20 protein-coding genes and 1 pseudogene are annotated in these 20,521 nt (G+C 34.8%); 11 read left to right on the top strand and 10 right to left on the bottom strand.

From position 1 onward, the window contains the following. Nucleotides 1-209: 209 nt before the first annotated feature. From BUB83_RS22425 to BUB83_RS07980, 5 genes are all read right to left on the bottom strand, one after another. A complete protein-coding gene (locus BUB83_RS22425) occupies nucleotides 210-527 on the bottom strand; it encodes a hypothetical protein (RefSeq protein WP_242950650.1) in 318 nt (105 codons plus the stop codon). A 17-nt stretch (nucleotides 528-544) separates the two neighbouring features. After that, complete coding sequence (locus BUB83_RS07995; RefSeq protein WP_073337931.1) at nucleotides 545-829, bottom strand: VRR-NUC domain-containing protein; 285 nt, start codon at nucleotides 827-829, stop codon at nucleotides 545-547. A 141-nt stretch (nucleotides 830-970) separates the two neighbouring features. Next, nucleotides 971-3,223, bottom strand: coding sequence for a phage/plasmid primase, P4 family (locus BUB83_RS07990; protein WP_073337930.1), 2,253 nt, complete (start codon nucleotides 3,221-3,223; stop codon nucleotides 971-973). Between the two features lie 142 nt (nucleotides 3,224-3,365). Next, nucleotides 3,366-3,557 carry a hypothetical protein gene (locus BUB83_RS07985; protein WP_073337929.1) on the bottom strand — a complete coding sequence of 64 codons (192 nt, stop codon included), beginning with the start codon at nucleotides 3,555-3,557 and terminating at the stop codon, nucleotides 3,366-3,368. Between the two features lie 119 nt (nucleotides 3,558-3,676). After that, nucleotides 3,677-4,444 (bottom strand): phage antirepressor KilAC domain-containing protein, encoded by a 768-nt coding sequence (locus tag BUB83_RS07980; RefSeq protein ID WP_073337928.1) that lies wholly within the window; start codon nucleotides 4,442-4,444, stop codon nucleotides 3,677-3,679. Between the two features lie 325 nt (nucleotides 4,445-4,769). Here BUB83_RS07980 and BUB83_RS22200 point away from each other — a divergent pair, with 325 nt between their 5' ends. The 5 genes from BUB83_RS22200 to BUB83_RS07960 all read left to right on the top strand — a co-directional run bounded on the left by BUB83_RS22200 (nucleotide 4,770) and on the right by BUB83_RS07960 (nucleotide 9,044). Further along, the gene (locus BUB83_RS22200; RefSeq protein ID WP_200801453.1) at nucleotides 4,770-4,943 is read left to right on the top strand and encodes a hypothetical protein; all 174 of its coding nucleotides are present in this window, start codon (nucleotides 4,770-4,772) and stop codon (nucleotides 4,941-4,943) included. Next, a complete protein-coding gene (locus tag BUB83_RS07975; protein WP_073337927.1) occupies nucleotides 4,936-5,286 on the top strand; it encodes a hypothetical protein in 351 nt (116 codons plus the stop codon). The genes BUB83_RS22200 and BUB83_RS07975 overlap by 8 nt, the downstream gene beginning before the upstream one ends. Continuing rightward, nucleotides 5,279-6,400 carry a DUF2800 domain-containing protein gene (locus BUB83_RS07970; RefSeq protein ID WP_073337926.1) on the top strand — a complete coding sequence of 374 codons (1,122 nt, stop codon included), beginning with the start codon at nucleotides 5,279-5,281 and terminating at the stop codon, nucleotides 6,398-6,400. Before BUB83_RS07975 ends, BUB83_RS07970 begins: the two co-directional genes overlap by 8 nt. Before the next feature lie 13 nt (nucleotides 6,401-6,413). After that, the gene (locus BUB83_RS07965) at nucleotides 6,414-6,977 is read left to right on the top strand and encodes a DUF2815 family protein (RefSeq protein ID WP_200801452.1); all 564 of its coding nucleotides are present in this window, start codon (nucleotides 6,414-6,416) and stop codon (nucleotides 6,975-6,977) included. Nucleotides 6,978-7,058: 81 nt separating this feature from the next. Continuing rightward, nucleotides 7,059-9,044 carry a DNA polymerase gene (locus tag BUB83_RS07960; protein ID WP_073337924.1) on the top strand — a complete coding sequence of 662 codons (1,986 nt, stop codon included), beginning with the start codon at nucleotides 7,059-7,061 and terminating at the stop codon, nucleotides 9,042-9,044. 43 nt (nucleotides 9,045-9,087) lie between these two features. Here the strand turns inward: BUB83_RS07960 and BUB83_RS07955 are convergent, their stop codons facing one another. Beyond that, a complete protein-coding gene (locus tag BUB83_RS07955; protein ID WP_143160498.1) occupies nucleotides 9,088-9,699 on the bottom strand; it encodes an RNA polymerase sigma factor in 612 nt (203 codons plus the stop codon). A 458-nt stretch (nucleotides 9,700-10,157) separates the two neighbouring features. On the opposite strand from BUB83_RS07955, the gene BUB83_RS07950 reads away from it, so the two are divergent. Genes BUB83_RS07950 through BUB83_RS07925 form a run of 6 tightly spaced genes read left to right on the top strand, consistent with a single transcriptional unit; the run spans nucleotide 10,158 to nucleotide 15,923 of the window. After that, the gene (locus BUB83_RS07950; RefSeq protein ID WP_073337923.1) at nucleotides 10,158-10,811 is read left to right on the top strand and encodes a hypothetical protein; all 654 of its coding nucleotides are present in this window, start codon (nucleotides 10,158-10,160) and stop codon (nucleotides 10,809-10,811) included. A gap of 15 nt (nucleotides 10,812-10,826) precedes the next feature. Further along, nucleotides 10,827-11,468, top strand: a complete 642-nt coding sequence (locus tag BUB83_RS07945; RefSeq protein WP_073337922.1) for a hypothetical protein — start codon at nucleotides 10,827-10,829, stop codon at nucleotides 11,466-11,468. A gap of 17 nt (nucleotides 11,469-11,485) precedes the next feature. Then, a complete protein-coding gene (locus BUB83_RS07940; RefSeq protein ID WP_073337921.1) occupies nucleotides 11,486-13,855 on the top strand; it encodes an AAA family ATPase in 2,370 nt (789 codons plus the stop codon). Between the two features lie 19 nt (nucleotides 13,856-13,874). Then, on the top strand, nucleotides 13,875-14,078 hold the full coding sequence (locus BUB83_RS07935; RefSeq protein WP_073337920.1) for a helix-turn-helix domain-containing protein: 204 nt from the start codon (nucleotides 13,875-13,877) through the stop codon (nucleotides 14,076-14,078). 46 nt (nucleotides 14,079-14,124) lie between these two features. Then, entirely contained in the window at nucleotides 14,125-14,934 is an 810-nt protein-coding gene (locus tag BUB83_RS07930; protein ID WP_073337919.1) for a PDDEXK family nuclease, read from the top strand. Between the two features lie 26 nt (nucleotides 14,935-14,960). Next, on the top strand, nucleotides 14,961-15,923 hold the full coding sequence (locus BUB83_RS07925; RefSeq protein ID WP_073337918.1) for a hypothetical protein: 963 nt from the start codon (nucleotides 14,961-14,963) through the stop codon (nucleotides 15,921-15,923). Nucleotides 15,924-15,979: 56 nt separating this feature from the next. Here the strand turns inward: BUB83_RS07925 and BUB83_RS07920 are convergent, their stop codons facing one another. The 4 genes and pseudogenes from BUB83_RS07920 to BUB83_RS07905 form a co-directional block, all read right to left on the bottom strand. After that, a complete protein-coding gene (locus tag BUB83_RS07920; protein ID WP_423231139.1) occupies nucleotides 15,980-17,290 on the bottom strand; it encodes a DNA cytosine methyltransferase in 1,311 nt (436 codons plus the stop codon). 45 nt (nucleotides 17,291-17,335) lie between these two features. After that, nucleotides 17,336-17,536 (bottom strand): annotated as a pseudogene (locus BUB83_RS22930) (helix-turn-helix domain-containing protein); the annotation flags it as partial. Nucleotides 17,537-18,147: 611 nt separating this feature from the next. Continuing rightward, nucleotides 18,148-19,248 carry a plasmid pRiA4b ORF-3 family protein gene (locus BUB83_RS07910; RefSeq protein ID WP_073337917.1) on the bottom strand — a complete coding sequence of 367 codons (1,101 nt, stop codon included), beginning with the start codon at nucleotides 19,246-19,248 and terminating at the stop codon, nucleotides 18,148-18,150. A gap of 47 nt (nucleotides 19,249-19,295) precedes the next feature. Beyond that, the gene (locus BUB83_RS07905; RefSeq protein ID WP_073337916.1) at nucleotides 19,296-20,273 is read right to left on the bottom strand and encodes a recombinase family protein; all 978 of its coding nucleotides are present in this window, start codon (nucleotides 20,271-20,273) and stop codon (nucleotides 19,296-19,298) included. Nucleotides 20,274-20,521 lie beyond the last annotated feature (248 nt).

Below are 20,521 nucleotides of genomic sequence, written 5' to 3'. Positions count from 1 at the left end.
ATCTCTCGCTTTCTCCTCACTGTGTATTATCGAATGCTCATTGGGGCTTATAATCATCAAATTTTCTAGACTGTGGTTGCAATGATCTCCGTCTTTATGATGGACATGTTCTTTTGTCTTGAGTTTTCTGCCAATACCCATTCCAGCTAATATACGATATAGACTTTTTCCACAGACTCTCTGATTCTTTGCTCCTGACATCTCAAAATTCAAAAAATCTTGATAACATCCTCTATCACAGAAGTTGTGGCTGCCATACCTTGAAATAGCACTTTCTTTCCGTATAATTGTTTTATCACACCAATTACATACCGCAACACTTTTCTTTTCCTTGAAAGCTGCACTGCATTCTTTGCAGCAAAAGAAATGTAGATTTCTTTTGCTATGATGTCCAAAATATTCAAACTGCTTGCCACAATAATCACATCTCTTAGTCCGATACAGTCTGAAACGTTCAGCATTTCCTTTTCCCAGACAGGTTCTGCTGCAATAGTTATGTTCTTTAATACATGAACGTTTACGTTCAACTTCCTTCCCGCACCAATCACAAACAATTTTGTATTTCATTTAAAACTCCTCCAATCTGTGCTATATCATCTATGCAGTAAACTAAAAACCCTAACTGCTCCAGTTGCCTTTTTCGTTTTAACTGCAAAGGTCTTGGCTTTTTCCCAAGAGCCTTTACCTCCGCAAACGCAATCTTCTCATCTGGAAGTAAGATTAAACGGTCAGGCATCCCATCAAATCCAGGTGACGTGAACTTAGGACAGATGCCTCCGCGCTTTTTAACTTCTGTTACCAGTTTCTGTTCTATTTCCTTTTCTCGCATCCCAAATACTCCTTCCAACATTCCTCAATATGAGGAGTGGTCGGTGTGGTTATCCCCTAAACTTTATATATATATTTTTTTTAATAATTTATATATAAAGAGTTTTATATAATAACCTCTCCGACCACTCCTTTTAACCAACTACTCTGCAAAAAACTCTGATTTCAAGCATATTCCAAGTACAAATCTACAATGTTTGATGGTTTTACGCTTAAAACCTGCAATCTCAAGTCCCGCATAAAAATCAGTGGTACTTCTGGTATACTCACCATTCCTTGCACAATATGCACGATACTCTTGATAGAATTCTCCAGACTTTTGGCTATAAGAAGAATCAAGTTCACAGCAATCTTCAATAAAGATGGATAACCAATCATTATTACTACGATAGTGTTTTACTGCCTCTTTTACCACGGGTGGTTCTGTTAGTTTGAAATTATTTTTCACAGCTCTTTTTGCACCATCAATTATCCACGTTAGAATCGCACCTCCAGCTTTTTCTACCAAATAATCCGAATAGTTTTTTATATCTGATTTGCGTTCTATTTTTGCATTAAAAGGTATTACAACAAGCCTTCTCCATGTACCATCATCATTTGCCCCAACTCTTGGTAGATGATTTGTGTATAGTACTAGGGTATGCGTAGGAGTGTAATCAAATGGATCCTTATATTTCTTTTCTGCTGAAATTTCATCTGTAGAACAAAGTTGTTTTACCATAGAAGTATTAAGCCTCACTCCTTCTTCTAGTTCTGCAGCAATAACCAATCTTTTTCCCTTTAATTCTGCCATCTCAGGCTTGACATTTCGCTTACATCCCACTGTGAGGGCATCGGAAGATATTGTACCACTATAGGTTCCAAGCACTCTTGCTATGGTATTCCAAAAGGTAGATTTACCATTACTCCCTTCACCATAAGCAATCACAAGTGCCTCTTGATAAACCTTTCCAATAGCAGCAAGTCCAACTGTTTCTTGTACATAATCAATCAATTCTTTATCGTGACAAAAGAAGTTACCTATGGCATGAAGCCACAACTCAATATTTTCATTACTTGGAGATGAAGTTGTAATTTTTGTTATTAAATCATTTGCACTATGTTCTTTTACTTCTCCATTTTGCAAATCATACGTCCCACTTGGAGTGTTTAATAGAAACTCATTATTGTCAAAATCTGTTATGTTTTTAAGTAGCATTGGCTTTGCAGCTTGTAAGGCAGAAGTTACATATCTCATATCCCTACGTTTCATAACGAAAGTACGATACATCATAGCCATTGCGTAATCTTTAAAGGCTTTTTCACTTGTAGAATCAATTGCCTTTTCCAGTGCTTTTCCACCTGCTAAAACTAAATCTTTATTTACTCCTGCATCTAGTAAAGCTTTCTTTGATTTCTCTAAGGCTACATTTGCTTCTGTTAGTTGGAAATCAAGAAACTCTTCCATTGCTCCAATTGCCTGTTGCTTAGACTCCACCCAATACTTCCCATTAAATCGAAGGTAGTCTGTGGCATCTGTGTAGCAAAGTTTATCTCTATATTCATGGGCTAAAACCTTTGCCTGCCCTATATCAGAGAAATCTGAAGGCTTCAGGGCCTCTCCTGTAAAGTCATCATTAAAATCATTTGGAGCAACATACCCTTCTTGCGCTTCTACCTTCTTTGCAAATTTCACAGCACTATTCCATATAGTAGTAAGCTCCTCATCCTCCATAGGTGGGTCACACTTCTTTGCCTCTTCAAGAAAAATCTGATGTGCCTTTTCTGTAGCACTATAGCGTTTAACCACTCTTCCTGCAAAACGAGATAAGGTATTGTTTCTCTTTCCTTCTGGAATAGAAGAATAACCTGTTGTTTCAGCTTCATCTTTAAGTACAGGTAGTTCTTCCTCAATAGTTTCCCATCCATCATGCCACACAACCTCATCACAATCTGCACCAAATATAAAACGAGCTGCATCCAATGCATTATCATCAAAAAATGCAAAAACTTTTTGTATCCTTCTTTTTAGCTTCACATAATACATAGCATCTTTGCATGAATTAATAAGAAAATATACATGAAACCTTGGTCTTGCAGTTTTATCATCCTTTTGTTTCATATGATTACGACTTGGTGCAATGGCATAAGAAACATCTGGTAGAAGTTCATCTATCTTTTCTGGGATAATCCAATCATCGGGATTATTCGAATGGTCGTTGTCGCAATCCATGACAGCTACCACAGACTCCATAAAATTATCTGCACTACGATAGTTGTTCTTGTATTCGCCGCAAACATGATCTATTTTAACTACTGCTTTTAATTCTTCTGCAGTAGTTACCTCAGCACGATTAGGGTAGCTGCAGTTCTTAGCATTGCCTGTGCAATTTGCTGTATAAAATACTAACTTCATCTGCTCTCCTCCTTTACAATTATCCTATCTTTCTAAGAGTTTTGAAGGCAGCATACTTCTCTACCTTCTCCTCATTAATAACATTTCTAAGCCTCATAAACTGTTAGTCACAGCAACCTTCTATTTACAACCACAGTTAGCTTTAATTTTTTTTACTACATTCACTGCAATAAACAGATATGCTATATAAATCTCCCTCACCATCTGGAAATACTTCTGAAAGGTCAACATTTACTTCACATCCACAACTTGGACAAATGCAAAATACATTTTCATCATTTATTTCCACGGATACTTCCATAGCATCATTTATTTTTTCTTTAACATAAAACATTAAGATTTCCCCCTTTTATATAGACTTATTGTTTAATTTTGTCATGTACCATTCAAGGTGACGCTTGCTCATCAACAAGCAAATCATATGACAATCCAAAATTGGATTGTCATATTTCTTCAACATTCCCTTTCAATCTGTGGTAATGTACCATCAGCTTTCATCAACTCATAAATAAAGAGTCTTCCCTTCTGAGTCCAATAGGTATGAACTCTTGTATGTTGACTTCCATCAGTTCCACAATAACTATGTGTCTTAGTACTTGTATATCCATTTTCTGCGTACTTCTGATACAAAAGCCAAATATCACCTTGCTTAAATTGAATTCCTTTATCATGAAGATAACGATTCATCCATATAGCAGATTTCCCATAATCTTTAGCTATTGCTGATGTAGAAATAAGGTCTTTACAATTAAGTACTACATCGTAATACGATACCTTCGGTTTCATTTCAACAATTTGTTGGTTCTGTACTGCTACTGTACCTATTAGTGCTTCATTCTGGCTATTCACAATGTTAAGCTGCTGATTTGCAAACTGTAATGCCCTTGCCATAATTGCCTCTGGAGAATTCCAAGATTTTTCAACTTCAATAAAATATTGCCTGCATTGTTTCCCCTTTGGAGTACGCTGAATCATACATACCTCTTTTGCCATATCTACAGTTAATTGATGGTCATGTTGAACTTGAGGCATTAAAGTACCATCTGCACGAAGGACATTTTTGTCCACCGTCATATAATCTACATCTTCAATAAACCCATAGCCACACATCCTTGGAAACCATTTGTGATAAGGTGTTTCCACTTCTAATACTCTGTGTAAATCCCGCCCAAGTATAGTTGGATGGCCACTTCCATAATTGATTTTTACTAATTCTTTCATAACATCCACTCCTTAAAAAATTTATAAAGAATACCCTATAACTCTCTAAGGACATAACTTTTACTTTTGGACGGATATTTTTAAGACTTTTTTATTAATAAAAATTGCTTCCTTAATAAAAGAAAAAAAAGTCCTCCTATCTTCTCTACAGAAAACTTTTTTTAAAAATATCCGTCCAGTTTAATAACTTTTGTCCTAAGGAAGATGTAAGGGCAACTGTCAGAAAAAAATCAAAAATCTTCTAAAAGAAAATCCGTCCAAACCACAGACTTTTGTCCTTAGAGAAATAGAGAGGTTATTAACTCTCAGAAAGGTGGTGATACTTATGCAAGCTGAAACAACTACTAACACTAAATGCAAGCAAGATAATAGCTTAGATGAAGAACTTTCAGATGTTCTAATTGCAATAAGTGTTATATCAAAAAGGCTGGCAAGGAAATTAAACCAGCAACTAGATCAAAAAAAATCAAATATGGAAGGAGAAAATACGCATGGCTAAGATGAGCAAATTATCCGCAGAACTCGATGAACTTAAGAAATGTGGAGAAATCCTAATTGGAATCTCAGATACTTTGAGAGAATTGTTTTCTACGGCAGAGCAAGAAAAACCTACCAAAGAATCTAAGAAGAAAGAATCTGTGGCAGAAGAAACTCCAAAGCCTGAAAGGAAAGCCCTCTCACTTACTGATGTACGTGCTGTCCTAGCAGACAAATCCCGTAACGGATACACATCAGATGTCAAAGCACTTCTTTTAAAATACGGTGCAGAGAAACTGTCAGATATCAATTCATCAGATTATGAGGCTCTACTTGCAGAGGCAGAGGTGCTTGGAAATGCCTAAACATGCATTACTCTCAGCTTCATCCAGCCACAGGTGGATAAACTGCCCACCCTCGGCAAGATTATGTGCTGAACATGATAACAAATCTAGTTCCTATGCCCAGCAAGGTACTGATGCACACAGCTTATGTCAGTATAAGTTAGAAAAGGCTCTTGGTATTAGTACACAAGACCCAACAAAAAATCTAGAATACTACGATATGGAAATGGAGAACTGTGCAGATGAATATGCCTCATTTATCTTGGAACAAATAGAGGAAGTAAAGCATCATTGTTCCGACCCTTTGGTCTTAATTGAACAACGCCTTGATTTTTCTAAATATGTAGAGGAAGGATTTGGCACTGGTGACTGTGTCATTGTTGCAGATGGTATTCTTCAAGCAATTGATTACAAGCATGGTCTTGGAATTTTAGTATCAGCAGAAAAGAATTCACAAATGATGTGCTACGCACTCGGAGCTTTAGAACTCTTCGATGGTATCTACGATGTGGCTATTGTAAAGATGACAGTCTTTCAGCCACGTAAAGGCAATATAAGCACCTACACTTTATCAAGGGAAGAACTACTGAAATGGGGAAATGAAGTTCTCTCCCCTATAGCTAAACTTGCTTATGTAGGTGAAGGAGAATTTAAAGCTGGTGGCCACTGCCAATTCTGCAAGATAAAGTCTACCTGCCGCAAACGTGCTGAGTACAACCTTGAACTTGCAAAATATGATTTTGAGATGCCAGATACCCTTGATAGCACGGAAATCGAAGTTATTCTTTCAAAAGCAGATAACCTTGTAGCTTGGGTCAACGACATCAAGGAATATGCATTACGTGAAGCACTCAGTGGGACAAAGTACGATGGATTTAAAATTGTCGAAGGTCGCTCCACAAGAAAGTATACCGATGAGCAGGCAGTTGCAGAGGCTGTTAACTTAGCAGGCTGTAACCCATACGAGCAGAAGCTCCTAGGAGTTACAGCTATGACTTCTACTCTTGGTAAAAAGAAATTTGAAGAAATTCTAGGCAATCTCATTTACAAGGCACCAGGTAAACCAACACTCGTGCGTGAAGGTGACAAACGCCCCGCAATGAATACGGCACAAAATGATTTTATTGAAGAATAAGGAGGACAATATTATGTCAAAATTAGCAAATCCAACTAAAGTTATTACAGGTCCACAAACAAGATGGAGCTACTGCAATGCATGGGATCCAAAATCAATTCAAGGTGGGGCACCTAAGTATAGCGTAAGCCTCATCATTCCTAAGTCTGATGTTAAGACTGTTGCAAAACTTAAGGCAGCTATTGAAGCCGCTTATCAAGAAGGTCAATCAAAGCTAAAAGGAAATGGTAAAACAGTTCCACCTCTTTCAACCCTAAAGACACCTCTTCGTGATGGCGATGCTGAAAGACCAGACGACCCTACTTATGCTAACGCCTATTTTATTAATGCTAATAGTGCTACAGCACCGGGTATAGTTGATGCAGACCGTAATCCTATCCTTGAGCGCTCAGAAGTTTATTCTGGAGTTTATGGTAGAGCATCCATCAACCTATATGTTTTCAACTCTAACGGAAATCGTGGGATCGCTTGTGGGTTAAACAACCTACAAAAGATTGCAGATGGTGAGCCTTTAGGTGGTAAATCTCGTGCTGAGGATGATTTCACAACAGATTCAGATGATGATTTCCTTTCCTAGGATAAAACCTTTAATATCTAACAGGGCGGTGGCTATGCTGCCGCCTTTTATTATGTTGAGGATAATGAATTGGAGGTAGAAATGAAAACACTCAGTATAGATTTAGAAACTTTTAGCAATATAGATTTAAAGAAAAGTGGAGTTTATCGTTATTGCGAAAGCAAGGATTTTACCATTTTACTTTTCGGATATAGCATTGATGGTGATGATGTTAAAGTAATTGACCTTGCTTGTGGAGAGAAAATCCCACAAGCAATAATAGAGGCATTAACTGATGATAATGTTACCAAATGGGGATTCAATGTGGCTTTTGAGCGTATATGCCTGTCAGCATGGCTTAGAAAAAATTATCCTGAATATTTCAAGAGCTACAATACTATCGGTGACACTGTGAGTAACTACCTAGACCCCGCCTCTTGGAAGTGCTCTATGGTATGGTCAGCTTATAATGGACTGCCATTGTCCCTTGAAGGTGTTGGTGCTGTGCTTGGCTTACAGGAACAGAAAATGAAGAATGGCAGAGATCTTATCCGCTACTTCTGTGTTCCATGTAAACCTACAAAAACAAATGGAGGTCGCACTCGTAATCTTCCTATGCATGATACATTAAAATGGGCAACCTTTGTCTCCTACAACCGCAGAGATGTTGAAGTTGAAATGTCCATTCAGAAAAAGCTGGCTAAGTTTCCTGTGCCAGAATTTGTATGGTACGAATATCACATAGACCAAAAAATCAATGATCGTGGAATCGCTATTGATATGGGAGTTGTTGAACAGGCACTTATAATGGACGAGCGTTCTAAGGCAGAACTATCAGAGGAAATGAAGAAACTTACAAATCTTGATAACCCAAATTCTGTGGTGCAGATGAAACGATGGTTATCTGACAATGGAGTTGAGACTGATACTCTTGGTAAAAAAGCTGTAACAGCAATGCTAAAGGATGCTCCACAGCAACTTACCGAGGTTCTTACTCTACGTCAGCAGCTTGCAAAAAGCAGTGTTAAAAAATATCAAGTAATGCAAAATGCTGTATGTACTGACAGCCGTGCTAGAGGAATGTTTTTCTTCTATGGAGCAAATCGTAGTGGCCGCTGGGCAGGTCGTTTAATTCAATTGCAAAATCTACCTCAGAACCATATGCCAGATTTGGAGCAAGCTCGTAACCTTGTAAAAAGCAGTAACTATGCTGCATTAGAAATGCTTTATGATTCTGTGCCCGAAGTATTATCAGAGCTTATCCGCACCGCTTTTATTCCAAGGACTGGATATAAATTTGCAGTGCTAGACTATAGTTCAATAGAAGCGAGGGTACTCTCACATCTAGCACAAGAGACATGGAGGAATAACGTTTTTGCTAATAATGGAGATATTTATTGTGCAAGCGCCTCTGCTATGTTTGGTGTTCCAGTTGAAAAACATGGTAGAAACAGCCATCTACGTCAAAAAGGTAAGCAGGCAGAACTGGCTTGTGGTTACGGTGGATCAGTTGGAGCCTTAAAAGCAATGGGTGCCTTGGATATGGGTCTTAATGAAGAAGATTTACAGCCCCTAGTTAATGCATGGAGAACTTCAAATCATAACATCGTACGTTTTTGGTGGGATGTTGATAATGCAGTGAAAATTGCCATCAAGCAAAAAATCACCACTGAAACCCACGGTATCTATTTTATTTACCAAAGTGGTATGATCTTTATAAAACTCCCATCTGGTAGAAAGTTAGCTTATGTTAAACCTAAAATTGGAACCAACCAGTTTGGTGGAGAATCCGTAACTTACGAAGGTATAGGAGCAACAAAGAAATGGGAACGCATAGAATCATATGGCCCAAAATTTGTGGAAAATATTGTGCAAGCAATCTCAAGAGATATTCTAAGCTTTGCTATGGGTACACTTAAAAACTATTTCATATGTGGCCATGTGCATGATGAATTAATTATTGAATGTTCTATGGATGAATCTTTGAATGCCATCTGTAAAAAGATGGGAAGAACCCCCCCATGGATAAAAGGACTGCAGTTAAATGCTGATGGCTATGAGACGATGTTTTACTGTAAAAAAGATTAGGAAAAATGCTGTAACACATTATTTCTTGTTACAGCATTTCCTATTATATTATTTCATCTATTCGTTTTTTCAATTTTGTCAGCACTCTTCGCTTCTTATCATTAAGAGTACTCTTAGGTAATTTGCAATCTGCTGCCATCTCCCTATCTGAAAAACCTTCTTTAATTAACTCACATATTCTTCTACTATCTGGATCTAGCTCTTCAAGAACCTTTGTTAATTCCTCTATGACCATCATATCTATAACTATATCAGCTGTGTCCTTTTCAGTATGTGCTACCTCAATACCTTCACTCTGTAATTCATCAAGTGAAATAACAGAACCCTCATGTAGCCTTTTACATTTACTGCAATCTTCAGTACATCTCTTTAGCTTACCCTTGCCATTACTAACAGTGCATCGTCTGCTACGTTCTTCTCTTTTGGCTTCAGCCCATAATGGCCTCATATACTCGTCATACTGTACCTTTGAAGCAACTGGTACCATAATTGCCTTAACATTTTTGTTTCCAATTTTAGTATAAACCACTTTTTGAGGGTCAATACCAAAATCACGAATTGTCTCGTTAGTAACCTCCATTGGGATTAAATATTCTTTGCTCTGATTTTCATTGATTTTCATTTTTTGTCCTCGCTTTCCGCTATGGTTTTGCAACCTGGCGAGGACATCTGCATCAGAAAACCAAACAGACACAACCTAAAAAGGCGCGACTAATAAGGCGGGATCCATAATCGAACATACTACTGCCTTTAAACAATAGAGTTCGATATGCATATCCTCGCCAAATGTCGCGCGCCATAGGCTTAAATAATATATTTTTAAGATTTTACTTACTTTGAGTGCAACAGCCTTTAAAGTTTACTTACTATAAATTACATGAAGTAACCTGCTCTTATTAAGAAAACTACATTTTTGCGATATAATTTTCGTTTTTGCAGAGATAAATTTCGCAAAATGTAGAATTTCCCATTATTGTCTGATATAATGAATTTATTGAAAAAATTAAGTATATTATGACAATACTCTATTGGCTACTGTCTACTTTAATTGTATAAAATGGCTTTGGTATGAGATGGTATCAGTAGATATGTTTGGATATGAGGTGATGTATATTGAGATTTAGCGAATTTGCACAAATGTTATTCCCTATAATTGGAGCTGGAAACAGCACTAGTTCATTTACAAGGACTTTATTTGATACTATTGTTGATGATAATGGTAAAGTTACTATAGAGTCATTAAAAGACCCAACATTCAAGGCATACTATAATGGCAATAATAACATTCCAAAGATTGCTCGTAGCATTACAGCTTATATAGAACCTATGGAATTTGAGCAGTATATCAATGACTTCCCCGATTCTACAATACAACTGCTTTGTGATTCTTTTACACCGTATCTTCCAGAAATAAACTTACATAATGCTTCAATAAAAATAGCTGAGTTATTTACTACTATTATTAAGGAAGCAGCATGTACAAATAGAAAAATCACTCCGAAGAGTGATTGTAAAAAAAATAGTGCTTCTGAAGAATCTGCTGCTGACTCTTGTGCTAATGTGGAAGATAACTTTTATAATAATTTAGAAAGTGATAAACCAGATTATATAGATGCGAAAGTCGAGGATGACGATGAGCCATCAGGTTCCGCTGAAGAAAAAACACCAGAATCTTCAAGAGTTCAAATTATAAATAATCCAACTATTGTCAATCAATATGGAGAGAAGAACGTTCATATTGAATATGTGGACAAACTTAGTATTTAACGGAGGTGGCATACATTGATTAACGAACTTACCAATAAATGTATTTCAAATATGCCAACTGTAGGTACTACAGTAAATCAAAATGGAGCTAAAAATATACATATTGATAAAGTTGCCGCAATGCAAGTCCATAATACAATGGTATTTCCTATATACCAACAACAACGACCAACTAACGTTGCTATAGGCCAATATGGTACTAGCCAAGAGTATTACAATCTTTTTGTTATCGGTGGTGAAACTTTTGTAGATTGGCAAGCTGGTCATTTTATTGTTCCTAAAGACCGTGCTTTAACAGAAAATATGTCTAAAGATATAAAAGATGATGTTTTTTCACTTTCCCCAGAAGCAATAGAATTAATAAAAACATTCCCAGCTATTTTTGCATCAGAAAATACGGTATATGGTACATCTGACGATACTCAAGTAGCGTATTATGGCTTTGTAACAGGATTATCTGTACAGGACAATGGCATAAAAATCTATTACCAACCAATTAATTGTTTATCTCAAAAGAGATTGAATGAAATAATATTTAACCTAGGTATTAAAGGAAACAATAAATATAACGAGTTCAGCCGTACGCATTGGACAATTAAAAGAATTAATTTAGTAGAAGAACTAAGGTCTGCTGGAATGCCTGTAATGGCATATTAAATACCTGGAGGTGTCTAATGAACGAAAAACAAATATCAGCAATCAAAAATTTAACAATATCGGATGCCACATATAATAATTGTTCCCTTAAACCAACATATATCAATTTTTTCTTTGGAAACAACGGAGTTGGAAAAACAACTATAGCGAGAGCCATAAACAAGCTACGAAAACCTACTAATGAATCACCAAATGTAATTGCTGACACTAGCAGTGTTGAATTTGAACTTGGTAAAACACCTAACGATTATAATATTTTGGTATATAATCAAGACTTTATAGATGCAAACATTCAACTTTATGGTGGACTCCCAGGAGTCTTCACCATGAATGAGCAAAATATAGATAAGCAAAATCAAGTAGCGGAGCATAAGAAAGAAAAAAGTATCCTAGATGGTACTATTGGAAAGCTCAAGACCAGCATAGAATCTAAAAAATCGGAATTGAGTATGCTATACTCTTCTTTTCAAAATGATTGTTGGGATAAAACAAAGTCCATTCGTGAGGCTTTCCCACTAACCCAAACCGGATATAAACGAAAATTACAATTTACTGAAAAAGTGGCGGTGATAAAAAATCCAACTCAATATAGTATTGATGAATTAAAATCATTATATGAAACAGCCTTTGACCCAAAGGCGTGTACATATTCTTTGTTTTCTTCAATAAATAACACTAAAATACTTGATACCGTTGAAGGGATAGAACTATTACAAAAATCTATAGCTAGTAGCAGTGAAACTCCATTTGCCCAATTTATAAAAGTAATTAATGCTACAGATTGGATTCGTCAAGGTCATGAGCACTATAAAGAAAATACAGAAGGGAAATGTCCTTATTGTCAGCAAATACTACCAGATGATTTTGAAACTCAAATTGCTTCCTGTTTTGATAAACAATATCAAGCAGATATAGCTGCTTTAAATACTTTATTAACAGGATATAAGAATGTTGCCAATACACTTTTTATTCCTTTGCAAGTTAAACCACAAGATGTATTTCCTAAATTAGATTTAACAGAGTACACAGATAAGCTTGCAATTTTCAAATCCACAATTGCATCAAATATACAAAAAATCACTACTAAAACTTCTGAACCAAGTAGCATAGTTGAATTAGAGGATACTGCTCCACTCTTAGAAGAACTAAATAGCATTATAAATGTTTTCAATAAGAGAATTGGCGAAAATAATAATGTAGTTAAATCCAAACAACAAAATAAAACTACTTGCATCAAATATGTATGGGAGTTATTAGCTTACAACTTGCAATCGGATATCACAAGTTATCAAAAGGGTAAAAAGGATATTTCTGATGCTATACAAAAGCTTACAGAAGATATTACAGCACAATCTGAGCAAGCAAAGAAACTTAATGAGGCTATTGCTGTACTTAGTAGTCAAATTATAAACACCTCTGATGCTGTAAACAGTATGAATCAACTTTTGAGGGATTCTGGTTTTCAAGGATTTAGTATTCAAGAACATCTAACATTACAAAACGTTTATTCAGTTGTTCGTCAAGACGGAAAACCGGCAGTAAAACTCAGTGAAGGCGAAAAAAATTTTATTGCTTTCCTATATTTCTATCATCTTGCACACGGTAATGGAAATATTGGAGATGCACAGATAATGACAGATACTAATGGCAATCAAGTTGTTCTTACAGATGGAACTGACAATAGAGATAAAATTGTTGTAATTGATGACCCAGTATCTAGTATGGACAGTAGTGCACTTTTCATTGTAAGTTCACTTGTTCGTGAAATGATATCAATATGTCATAACAATGTGGATTATAAGGATACCCCTTATAAGGGTGATTACATAAAGCAGATATTTATCTTAACCCACAATGCATATTTCCATCGTGAAATAACAGTGAACCAGGTAAGGCATTATCGTTACGTGTCGTTTTTTCATATAATAAAAAATGATAACGTATCTGCTATCATTCCATGCGTAAGAGATAATCGTGGTACTGAGGAAAACTACAATCCGGTTCAAAATTCATATGCAGCACTGTGGTCTGAATATAAAGAAGTAAATTCAGCTATTCCACTGCTCAATGTTATTCGCAGAATATTGGAATACTACTTTATTCAGCTTTGTGGATACGATGGAACGAACCTTCAGGACAAGCTTCTAAAAGAAAATAAAGACAAGTTCATCTTAAAGAAAGCTGATGGTACAGAAGATACTACTCAACTTCAAATTGTTGCATCAATGCTCTCTTATATTAGTAGCAGTTCTCATGGAATAAGTGATGGTCTATACTTCGTTGATGGTGGTATGAATGTGAGCCAATGTCGAACAGCCTTTGAAATGATTTTCAAATATATGGAACAAAGCCAACACTACGATATGATGATGGAAACAAATTATTGATTTAATGAGGAGAACAAAAATGCGCATAAGTTACAATAAACTTTGGAAAATGCTAATCGACAAAAATATGAACAAGCAAGACTTAAAAGAGGCTGCCGGAATCAGTGCTGCCTCTATTGCCAAGCTTGGTAAGGGCGGCAATATCACAACCGATGTTCTTCTTAAAATATGCGAAACGCTAGGTTGCAAATTAGAAGACATCATGGAAACTATAGAAGATTAACTTGAGTAATGAATTCTTAATTATAAAACATAAAGGAGATACTAATATGCTATTCGATAATTCTGATATTTCACTTCATGATTTGGAGACTTTAGAACACAAATATTTAATGAAATACTGGCATTTCCTAAAATTCGTAGAAGATGAAATAGTACGTGGAATGCTGTCTATGGAAGATATAAGAAATGATTGGCAAGGACTATACGGAAATGAAGACGGAGGAATTTCTCAATTTGATGTAGGTAGTGAGAGAATTGTTTATGCTTTACTTAACGGAAAAATTGCTGGTCAACCTAATTCTTGTCCTGTTAGTTCAGACCTGTTTTTCGAGGTTGAAGATGCTTACATACATATCGATTTAAAAAGCGTTACAACAAGTGAAGGTACAACCAGACAGGACAATACAGGTGATTTTAACACCTGCATCTTTGTAGGTGAAAATCAAAACTCTTATGCTGGAACTATTATAAAGAATGCTGGTAGACCTACGGAATATCACGAGGAGTATTCACCTAATCTTCCAACATTCTATAGTAAATCAAATGGGGAAAAGAAGATAACACTAACATATTTTGTTTGCCTATTAAACAGCTCAGTCACACAAAGATGCGAATTGATTTCTATCATGAGTTTGCCAAATGGCAAACTTGAAGAACATTACGGTTCTAGACCATTAAAAGCTGGAAAAAATCCAGGTAAGGCTAGGTACAATTTTAGCGAAGTACCAACTTTTGAACTATTAGATGGGGATAAGAAGAGGGTTAGAATAATCCATAAAAACCCCAATATGTCTGATTATGTTCGAAATAAGCTTAGATTCTATCTAGACAATTTCGACCCTCAAGTCGATGAATAAAAACTTATTATACTAGGAGAATAACTATGTCAAAACAAGACACCAAAATTTCAACCACACCTGCACAAAAAAACCTTTTGGACCTTGAAAAGAAATATTTTTCTAAATTAGAAGTAATTATATCTTCTAATGATTTTCAAGATGACTTGCGTTCTATTGAAAATGAAATTAAGTTAAATTACAGCAAACTTGCGTCAACATGGAATGTAAAAAACAAAATAAAGGTAGCTGCTGAACGTTTGGTTCGCCATCATGTATATAAAAATATGATGGATGATATCAAAGGAATTTATGAATCTCCTATTAGTTCTGATTTAGGTGTTGTTTTTGAAGATTCTATTTTATGTATAGATTGTAAAACACTTGATACAAAAGGTAATTCAAATGATATAAGGTATACATCTGTAGAGCCAAATCAAACATCATTTGATAATTCTAGTCATAAGTATATTCGTACTATAAGTAATTTAGAAACTCGTGCAAGAGTAAGTAGATTGCCAATTTTAACATATATAATAAAGATTATCTATAGAGATGACAATGTTAATTTTGATATTTCAAGAAGTACAAGCAGCGGAAAAAAACCATCTTTAATTTTAGTTTGCATTCCTAATGGAGAATTATCAAATCTATTTAGTAGAGATTTGATACTCAATTTCAAAACCTATAAATATTATTCAAAATCTAATGGTACATATTATACACCTGTGCCTATTCCAGCTTCTGCGAAGGATAAGAAAACATGGGCTGAAAAACATTGTTTATCAAAAGGCTATATTAAAATTAATATTCCTCAAACAAGGGGTTCAAAGGATATATTCTTTGATGCTGCTCATAATTGTTATTGGACATATACATCGGAAGATAATACTAAAATGGTCAGAGCTGTACATCGTGGTGATAGTATGAGATTGAACAACAATGATTTACGAGACAGATACAATTCAAGAAATAACGCTTGGCTTGGATACATAGAAATGGATATCTAGCAAAAAGAAGAGGGTGATATGAAACCCTCTTCTTCTCTTCTATATCACTTATTATACTATTGATTATCATCCTCTATTGCTTTGTATATTCCTTCTGCTATTTTTGTTGCAAGTTTAACAGGAACGGCATTACCAATCTGTGTATACATCTTATTCAAACTACCTGTAAATTCATATTCCAGTGGAAATGTTTGCAAAATAGCACATTCTCTTGCACTCAATCTTCGCATCTTGTTAACATGGATTTCTGGACTTGTTGCAGTTATAGTATCACTTGGCCTATCCCAGTTAGTGATTCGTAATGATTGCTCGAATTGTATTTCCTTTTCTATAAGAGTTGTAACAGCCTCATCATACTTATCATCAAATCCTAGTATTTTCTTTAATTCCCACCAATCTTCTGGCTTTGGAATGCTACCTGAATTATTATCTTTTCTAAACCAATGTCCAGCAGTATGTGCATAACCAAAATGTTCATCAACTCTTTTAGTTGTCCACCCAGCCTTACCTCTCCAATATCGCAAATAATCACAAATATCATGTTGATTAACTTCATATTTCCTTCCCCAAAAGGTATCCGCCACATTTTCAGATGCGATGTGGTTCTTTATAAAAATCTCATTATAATTCGAATCTATACCTAAAATCGAGTAAAATCCCTCAACATCAGATAATCCAGTCTTTTTTATGTGTGTATCTATCTCTTCCTTACTCACTAGAACTATATTTTTTGTAAGCTTTTTATCGGATAGGAAACTAATCGCTTGTTCTGTTGTAATTGCTGGTAGTAATTTTTCAGAACACTTCGATACCCCTTCAACATAATGTGTAGCGACAGGATAAGGATTCTCTACTCCTATTCTATTACCAATAATTACAACTCTTTCTCTAGCCTGTGGAACTCCATATTCTGCGGCATTTAAGATTCTTGCATCAACTTTATATCCTATAATATTACCATCAGTATCCTTAAGATTTTCAAAATCAGATTTTATCATTTCAAAAACTTTACCACCTTCGATAGATAAAAGTCCTTTTACATTCTCTGCTACAAAAAATTTAGGTTTTTTATCAGCAATTACTCTAAGCATCTCTTTATACAAGAAATTACGCTTATCCTCCATAGAACGTCTAGTATTTGCTACTGAAAATCCTTGGCATGGGAATCCACCTATAACTACGTCTGCACCATCAGGTATATCACAACTAGAAATCTTAGTGATATCACCATGAATCATATGTTTTCCTATGTTCTTTCTATAGGAATTAACCGCATCTTCAAAAAAATCATTTGCCCAAATTATCTCAAACCCGGCTTTTATAAATCCAAGATCCATACCTCCAGCACCTGAGAAGAGTGATACCACCTTTAGCTTATCGGGATGAAAATGGGCAATATACTCTTCATTTTCATCTTTTACCAATTCAACTATATCACTTATATCACATTGAAGTGCATTACAGATTTTCACAAGAACATCTGAGCTGACCATTTCTTGCTTGCCAATCTTTGCAAGGGTACTACTACTAATCTTCGCCTGCTGACGCAAATCGGTTTTTGTCATTTCTCTATCTATTAGCATTTTAAGAAGTTTATTATAACAAGCCTTCATTATTCCAAAAGCCTCCTCATTTGATTTAAACACCTTGATTATAGCATATATTTCGATGTGCGTCAAATAAAATGTTCGATGCAACAAATGTTTTGTTTGACGCATAAAATCAAAGTGTGTAAAACTCTATAGATTGCTTCTATGCATATTATTTTTTTCTCGGCTATAAAATATCAAGTATCTAATTTATGTTTTTATAAGCGAGTATCATGACAAATATCAGATATCTGAATTCAACATTTCTATCTCCACAACCTCCACATTTTAATGCTGTCAACTCAACCCTACGTTATTTCCATCGTGGATATGTTTGGTTCCGATTTATTCAATAAAAAATCCGAGAGTCAGAGTTTCTATCCCGACCCTCGGAAAGTTCATATTTCAAGCCTTTTTTACACTCTTATTTCTCAACCCTTGACATCAATACAACACTCTCAACATGTGATAGTTATTCTAAATAAAATGATAGAATTGATGTCATTTTCACGATATAATTCCCTCTCAAAGCTTGTTAAATAGCCATTTCATCAATATCCGTATATAATTTATTTAGTTTATTACTTTACTATTTACAATAGGGTTGAATTCGTATTATTAATGTCTTAGCATATTTACCACCATATGAGACCAGGTCTTTTTTGCCAATCATTTAGTTCTAAATTCCAATACCCTGCCCACACTTTCATTTCCTCATATTCTGGAGATTTTGAATTCATCATAATATCTCGAAACTCAATAAATCCTGTTACTCCGCCCACGTCCTCTGGCGGCGATTGTCCATCTGCTACTAATAAATATGGTGACTCTTTATCATAGTCTTCTATTACATTTATTAGTTTAATTTCATGTTCCCAGTTATCGCCCATATCATAGGTATAAATTATATAATTTTTCTCAGATAATATATCTTTAAGAGTATGATTTCCCATTAAAATAGCATTATTATCGTATTCTAAATCATCTTCAAAGGGTACTATTCTTTTTATTAACTCATTTGTATCTTTATCAAAAACAGTAAAGTCATATAAATGATAGTTTCTCCAATTAAATACCGACTGAAGCACCTTGTGGAAGCTATCTAACTTTATATTTGCTGGTACAATTATTTTTCTTATAGCCTTATATATATCTAAATCAAGCGTAACCTCTAACTCAAAAGCTTTATATTTATAAATCTCTTTTCCAGTAATTTTTTCAAGTTCCTCTCTCATTAATTTATAAGGATAAAAACTTTTCTCACTTTTACCACTACAACCTACTATTAGTCTATTGGAAAAGCAACCTATTGTATCATTGAATACTTTTTCACTCCCATCATATTCTCTTCCAACATAATGGGAGCATTCTAATCCAGCCTTTGTTACCCATGATGCTGCTTGCCTGCTATTATTTTGAACAAATTCTATATCATCTGACATTTCCATATACTCCGCCACAACCTCTTCACTAAAATTCATGGCTAAAAGTGTATTAGAAATTGCAGTGTTAATAATTTCGCTTATGTTTTTTAATTCCTTTCTCTTTACCTGATAAACGGCAACAGTAAATCTAGTAGCATTGTTTACTAAAACAAGCATATCTTCCGTTCTACGATTATCCCAAACTTTAGTCCAGTTTGCTGTCCAAGTAAATAATGGGTTTACCTCTGCTTTAATAATCGCTGGTTTTATCCCCATAGCAGTAGATAGTTTTTTAGTTAGTGCAATTTGCATAGTTTAACCTCTCTTTCATTATTTTTATCTTTCCATTGCATATAATTCTATGTTCTTTTCTTTGAGCTATAATGTGTTTTCTTTCTTTTTATTTTACCATCTACTATTTCAACGTTACATCTATGTATTATTTCCTCATGTACTTTCTGAAATTTTTCATGTTCTATTATTGGTTCATGAGAATTTTCTAGCAAATATTTTTCTTGATCACCATAATTTCTTTGCTGTTTATTATTAGGAAATGCACCTGTATAGGTTTTACCTAAAATTACATTGCCTATATACTTTTCATTTGTTAGTATAGTTTTAATAGCACGTTTAGACCACTTATCTTTACCCATAGGAGATTTGATATTTGCACACTCTAAGTCACGTATAATTAAGTCTACACTATATCCACTTAAATATAAATCATACATTTTTCTAACAACCACTGCTTGTGCTTCATCAATTGTAAGTTTACCTTTTTCGTTATGTTTATACCCGTAACACTTTCTATTATAAAGCTTAGATTGACCAGATTCAAACCCTCTCTTTAATCCCCACTTTATAGCTTCACTTGTTGATTCACTCTCAGCCTGTGCAAATGCAGTTAATGCCGCTATAAACACATCATTTTCTGCTTCACTGGTTTTGATATTTTCTTCATGAAATATTATCTCTATTCCCATGCACCTTAATTTATTCACTGTTTCAAGTAAATCTACCGTATTTCTTGAAAGGCGGCTAATTGACTTTACTAATACAATATTAATACGGTTTTCATAGCAATCAAATATCATGCTCTGAAATCCAAACCTAAATGTATTTCCTCCTGAATCTTTATCTGTGTAGACTTTAAATAAACTCCAATCAGGATTATTTTTTACTATTTGCTTTAATCCTTCAATTTGTGCTTCTAAGCTTTCTTCTTGAGAATAGTGATTTGTACTAACCCTACAATATATAGCTACCCTTTTGTCTCGTTTCTTTTTTGCTGGAATAAATGTTATCTTTGGTGTTAAATTATTGTTATTATCTCCCATTGCATAACCTCTCTATTAAATTTAAACTACTTATCTTTAATTGTTTCCATTCACATGATAATTAGTCTAAATAAAATAATTTATTAGAAAAAAATAACTTAACATCTATTCTAACTACTCATAAAGCCAGTATCCATACTATCTCCACAACCTATCCATTTTAATCCTGTCAACTCAACCCTAGGTCATTTTTAAGGTGGATATGTTTGGCTCTGATTAATTCAACAAAAAATCCGAGAGTTAAAGTT

Origin of the sequence: Clostridium grantii DSM 8605 (genome assembly GCF_900129965.1) — a bacterium.
Taxonomy (GTDB): Bacteria; Bacillota; Clostridia; order Clostridiales; family Clostridiaceae; genus Clostridium_AF; species Clostridium_AF grantii.
This window is presented reverse-complemented; position numbering and strand designations above follow the sequence as displayed.